This is a genomic window from Natrinema soli (assembly GCF_028618695.1).
In genome coordinates this window covers 1-4,330 of the sequence record NZ_JAQIVI010000544.1, presented here as the reverse complement: position 1 = coordinate 4,330, position 4,330 = coordinate 1, and the positions used below count along the sequence as shown (strand labels likewise).

Below are 4,330 nucleotides of genomic sequence, written 5' to 3'. Positions count from 1 at the left end.
GGGGACGCCGCGCTCGACGCAGAGGACGGCCGGCTCCGGACCGGATCGGTCGACTACGGCGACGCCGGCACAGGGTACCGGGTTGTGCCAGACGATCGCCGCGCAGTTCGGACACCGCATGCGCTCGCGGCCGTCGAACGTGATCGACTCGAGTCGGGTGCCACAGTCGGGGCAGAACGTCGGCGGTCGACTGACCATCTATCCGGTTTTTCGGACCGCCCCGTTCAAAGCGTTTTGAATCCGCTTCCCGTCAGCGGCACGACGACGTCGTCGTCATCGGCGACGACCCCGTCCTCGCGGTACCGCTCGAGCGCCGCCGGGGCGACCGCACAGGTCGGCTCCACGTAGAATCCGTTGCGGTGGAGTCGATCCAGCGCGGTCTCGATCGGGTCCCCACCGACCGCGATCGCGTCGCCGTCTGTCTCCTCGATCGCCTCGAGGATCTCGGTCCCGCGGGCCGGTTCGGTGATCCGAATCCCGTCGGCGATAGTCGTTCCGTCGCCGTCCTCGTCGGTCGTATTCCCGCCGAGTGCGGCGACGATGGGCGCGTAACCGGCCGCCTGCGCGCCGAGTAGGCGGGGCATTCCGTCGACGATTCCGGCCTCGTTCAGCAGGCTGAAGCCGCGGTACGCACCGAGGAAGAGCGTCCCGTGACCGACGGGAAGGACGACGGCGTCGGGAACGGTCCACCCCTGCTGGGCGGCCACCTCGAACGCGAACGTCATCGTCCCGGCGTAGAACGCGGGGTTCCACGCGTGGCTGGCGTACCACCCCTCGCCCGTCTGGTGGGGTGCATCGCTGTCGCCGGCCGAGACGGCATCACCGTTCGAGCGGCCTTCGACTGCCCTGAGGCAGGCCGCCGTGACGTCTTCTCGCGTCCCCTCGATGCGAACGGGGCGCGCGTCGGCCCGCTGGATCGCCATCAGCTTCGACTGTTTGACGTCCGCCGGCACGTAAATGTCCGCCTCGAGCCCCGCGCGGGCCGCGTAGGTCGCGATCGATGCACCCGCGTTTCCGGAGGAGTCCTCGATGACCTTCTCGACGCCGAGTTCGACGGCACGCGAGAGGGTCGTCGTCGCGCCGCGATCCTTGAACGACCCCGTCGGAAACACGTACTCGAGTTTGAACTGCGCGTCCCACTCGGGGGCGTCGGCCATCGGCGTGAACCCCTCGTAGAACGTGACGTGCTGCTCGATCGGGAGGAACTCGAAGAAGGTCCACAGCCCCTCGCTCGTATCCAAACTGTGCAGCGGGAGCGGATCGCCCTCCGGGTGGGGTCGTTCCGTGAACTCCAGGCCGCGGCCGCACGCACAGCGCCACGGTTCGTCGGGGCCAGCATCGTAGCGGGTGCCACAGTCGGGACACGTGAGATCAGCAGGCATGGTCAGACGGTGTCGATGTCGGTTCCGACCGAGCAGACGTATTCGCCGGTCGCGACCTGCGGGAGTCGACGGATCCGCCAGAGGACGCCGTTGCTGTTGGCGGTGACGGTCGACTTCGGCTCGCCGAACGGCGTCGTCACCTCGAACAGCGTCTCGCCGCTCGCGACCTGATCGCCCAGTTCCTTCTGGAGGTCGACGAGCCCGCCGCTGGGAGCGCCGTACTGCTCGAAGCCGCTGGCCCGCACCTGGCGCTCCACGTCCGCGTCCTCCTCGAGGTAGCCGTAGTACCGAAGGACGTTGAAGACGCCGTCGACCCCCTTTCGAATGCTCTCTTCGTCCCAGCCGACGGCACCGCCGAGTTCGGGGTCGACGGTCGGGATCCCCTCGTTCGGCGCGGCGCGGGCCAACTGGCCGTCCGGTCCCTTCTGGTCGAGGATGTGCCCGCAACCGAAGACTCTCGCGAGTTCGAGACACTCGTCGTAGAGGCGGTGGCGCGTTCCGCATCGGACCCGGACCTCGTCGAGCATCCGGCTGGTCGACCCCTGGTGGAGGTCGAGGATCACGTCCGCCCGGGTTGCGGCGTCGAACGTCGCGGCAGCGATCCGCTCGCTCGAGGTCCCGTTCTCGTTGCCGGGATAGGCCCGGTTCATCTTCGTATCGTCGATCGGGTTGCGGTGTTCGGCCACCTGAAACGCGTGGTAGTTGACGATCCCGACGATCAGGATCGTCCCGGAGAGCTCGGCGGGATCGAGCCGGGGGACGAGGCGCTGGATCACGCCGACACCGTTGAGTTCGTCGCCGTCACTGACCGCCTGTACGTAGAGCGTGTCTCCGGAAGCCGCGCCGTTGATTACGGCGACCGGGAGCCCGAACGGGCTCCCGTCTCGCGTCTCGCCGACCTCGAGACGGCCCGTATCCATCTCGCCGGGCCCCGCGCTCGCCGTTCCGAGCGTCGTCGTCATATGTTCCTCACGATGGATCCGTCTGCCTTTAGACTATCCTTTGATCTCGAGCGCCGATCACCCGGTGAGGACGGCCCGGAGCGCGAATCGGAGGTTCTCCCGCCGTTCCATAACCCGACGGTAGAAGTAGGATTTCCAGCGCTCGCCGTAGGGGACGTACTGCCAGACCTCGTACTCGTCGGCCAACTCGTACTGGGCGTCCTCGCGGACGCCCATCAGCATCTGTATCTCGAACGCGGTACCGGTGCGCTCGTGGAGCGCCGTCGCGTACTCGAGCATCGCCGGATCGTGGCTCCCCACTCCGATCCCGCCGTCGTAGTGTTCGAACGCGTACTCGAGCAGAGTCCTGTACTCCTGATCGATCCGCGCTCCGTCCGCGTACGCGACGTCGGCCGGCGGATCGTACGCGCCCTTGACGAATCTGACCTTCCCGGGAACGTCGGCGAGGTGCCGGACGTCCGCTCGAGTCCGTTTGAGGTTCGCCTGAACGCAGATACCGACGCCCCCTCCCTGCTCGCGAGCGACCGTCTCGAACGCGTCCAGGGTCGCGTCGGTCGTCGTGTGGTCCTCCATATCGATCCAGACGAAGACGCCGTGCTCGGCCGCCGCGTTGACGATCGCCGTTAGCTCGGAGCGGAAGACGTCCTCGCCGATATCCAAGCCGAGTTGCGATGGCTTGACTGAAATGCAGGCCTCGAGCCTCGAGCCGGCGATATCGGCGACGAGTCGGCGGTACTCGGCGGCGTCGGCCGCGACGGGATCGCGCTCGTCGTAGTGTTCGCCCAGCAGATTGACGATGGCCTTCACGTCGCGCTCGTTGAGTCGGCGGACGTGCTCGAGCGCTTCCGCAGGAGAGTCCCCCGCGACGAACCGGTTCGCGATAGGCGGGATCATAGCAGAAATACTGACCGCGACGCGTAAGGGTGTTCCTCCGTTTCTCGGCGCGTTTCGACGGAGTCGTACGGGTCGTTCGAGGGAGAGCGAGTCACCGTTCCGACGGTGACCGATCCGTCGCCCGTCTCTACGCGGCGTCGTCAGGCTCCTCGACGGAGAGCTTGTGGCCCGTTTCTCGACCGTGTTCCCGAATCACTTCCGCGGATTTTTCCCCGTCCTTCGTTACTTCCGTCGAAAAGCTGCACTCGTCGCACACGATACGAACGGTCCGTACGTTTTGCTTGGGGGCCATTATACTCGGATCTCGGGTGGTTCGTCCTGCTTGACGTGTCTCGCTCGGAGCGACGGCTCGGTTCCGTCTGTCATAGGTGTGTTATCTTCGGTCATCTGTCTCAGTCGGGACACGTTCCACTGCAGTGCGTTCCGCGCGGCCGCGACGGAGAGAACGAGGGACGTTCCGCGACAGAACGGGCGTCAGGTTCGAACGACTCCGGTATCGTCGGGGCGCAAACACACGAGCTGAAGCGTTGTTCCGTATGATGCGGAGGGACAATGGACTATTAAATTTACGTATACACTAAACAGGTCGATAATTACCTCGACGAGGGAGACGTACTCCCTCCGGAGCGACGGTTCGAGATCGGTACTCAGACGAGGGACTCGCGGTCCAATCCTACCCGCCGTGGCCCGGATAGTCCCGCTCGAACCGGTCCTCGATTTCCGCCTCGTCGAACTGCACGATCACCGGTCGACCGTGCGGACAGGAGTAGGGGTTCTCGCAGTCGTCGAGCGCGGACAGCAGGTCGACGACCGAGCCCTCCGTCAGCGAGGTGTTCCCCGTGATCGACGGATAACAGGCCAGATCCCCGAGGAACTCGTCGGCCAGCGCGTCGACGGTCTCGGTGCCCGCCTCGCGGTCGCCCGCGACGAACGACGCGAGGACGTCCCGCAACCGGTCCGGCTCGAGCGTCTCCTCGAGCACCGCGGGCACGGTCGTCACCGCGACCGTTCGATCGCCGATGCGGTCGGCGTAAAAACCCAGCCGCGAGAGCGCCTCTCGGTAGTGTTCGAACGCCTCGGCCTCGGCGGCCG

4 protein-coding genes and 1 pseudogene are annotated in these 4,330 nt (G+C 66.2%); all 5 read right to left on the bottom strand.

Going from position 1 to position 4,330, the window contains the following annotated elements; genetic code table 11:
* Nucleotides 1-198: zinc ribbon domain-containing protein (locus PGX04_RS26215; protein ID WP_273741180.1), on the bottom strand; the 198-nt coding region annotated here is incomplete at its 3' end.
* 26 nt (nt 199-224) lie between these two features.
* Nucleotides 225-1,382, bottom strand: a complete 1,158-nt coding sequence (locus PGX04_RS26210) for a pyridoxal-phosphate dependent enzyme (protein WP_273741179.1) — start codon at nt 1,380-1,382, stop codon at nt 225-227.
* A 2-nt stretch (nt 1,383-1,384) separates the two neighbouring features.
* Nucleotides 1,385-2,344, bottom strand: a complete 960-nt coding sequence (locus PGX04_RS26205; protein ID WP_273741178.1) for a succinylglutamate desuccinylase/aspartoacylase family protein — start codon at nt 2,342-2,344, stop codon at nt 1,385-1,387.
* Between the two features lie 57 nt (nt 2,345-2,401).
* Nucleotides 2,402-3,238, bottom strand: coding sequence for a proline dehydrogenase family protein (locus tag PGX04_RS26200; protein ID WP_273741177.1), 837 nt, complete (start codon nt 3,236-3,238; stop codon nt 2,402-2,404).
* Between the two features lie 673 nt (nt 3,239-3,911).
* Nucleotides 3,912-4,330, bottom strand: a pseudogene (locus PGX04_RS26195) (DNA mismatch repair endonuclease MutL); the annotation flags it as partial.

Coding starts and splice junctions, on each gene's coding strand:
- PGX04_RS26210 (WP_273741179.1), bottom strand. CDS start 1,382: ATGCCTGCTGATCTCACGTGTCCCGACTGTGGCACCCGCTACGATGCT.
- PGX04_RS26205 (WP_273741178.1), bottom strand. CDS start 2,344: ATGACGACGACGCTCGGAACGGCGAGCGCGGGGCCCGGCGAGATGGAT.
- PGX04_RS26200 (WP_273741177.1), bottom strand. CDS start 3,238: ATGATCCCGCCTATCGCGAACCGGTTCGTCGCGGGGGACTCTCCTGCG.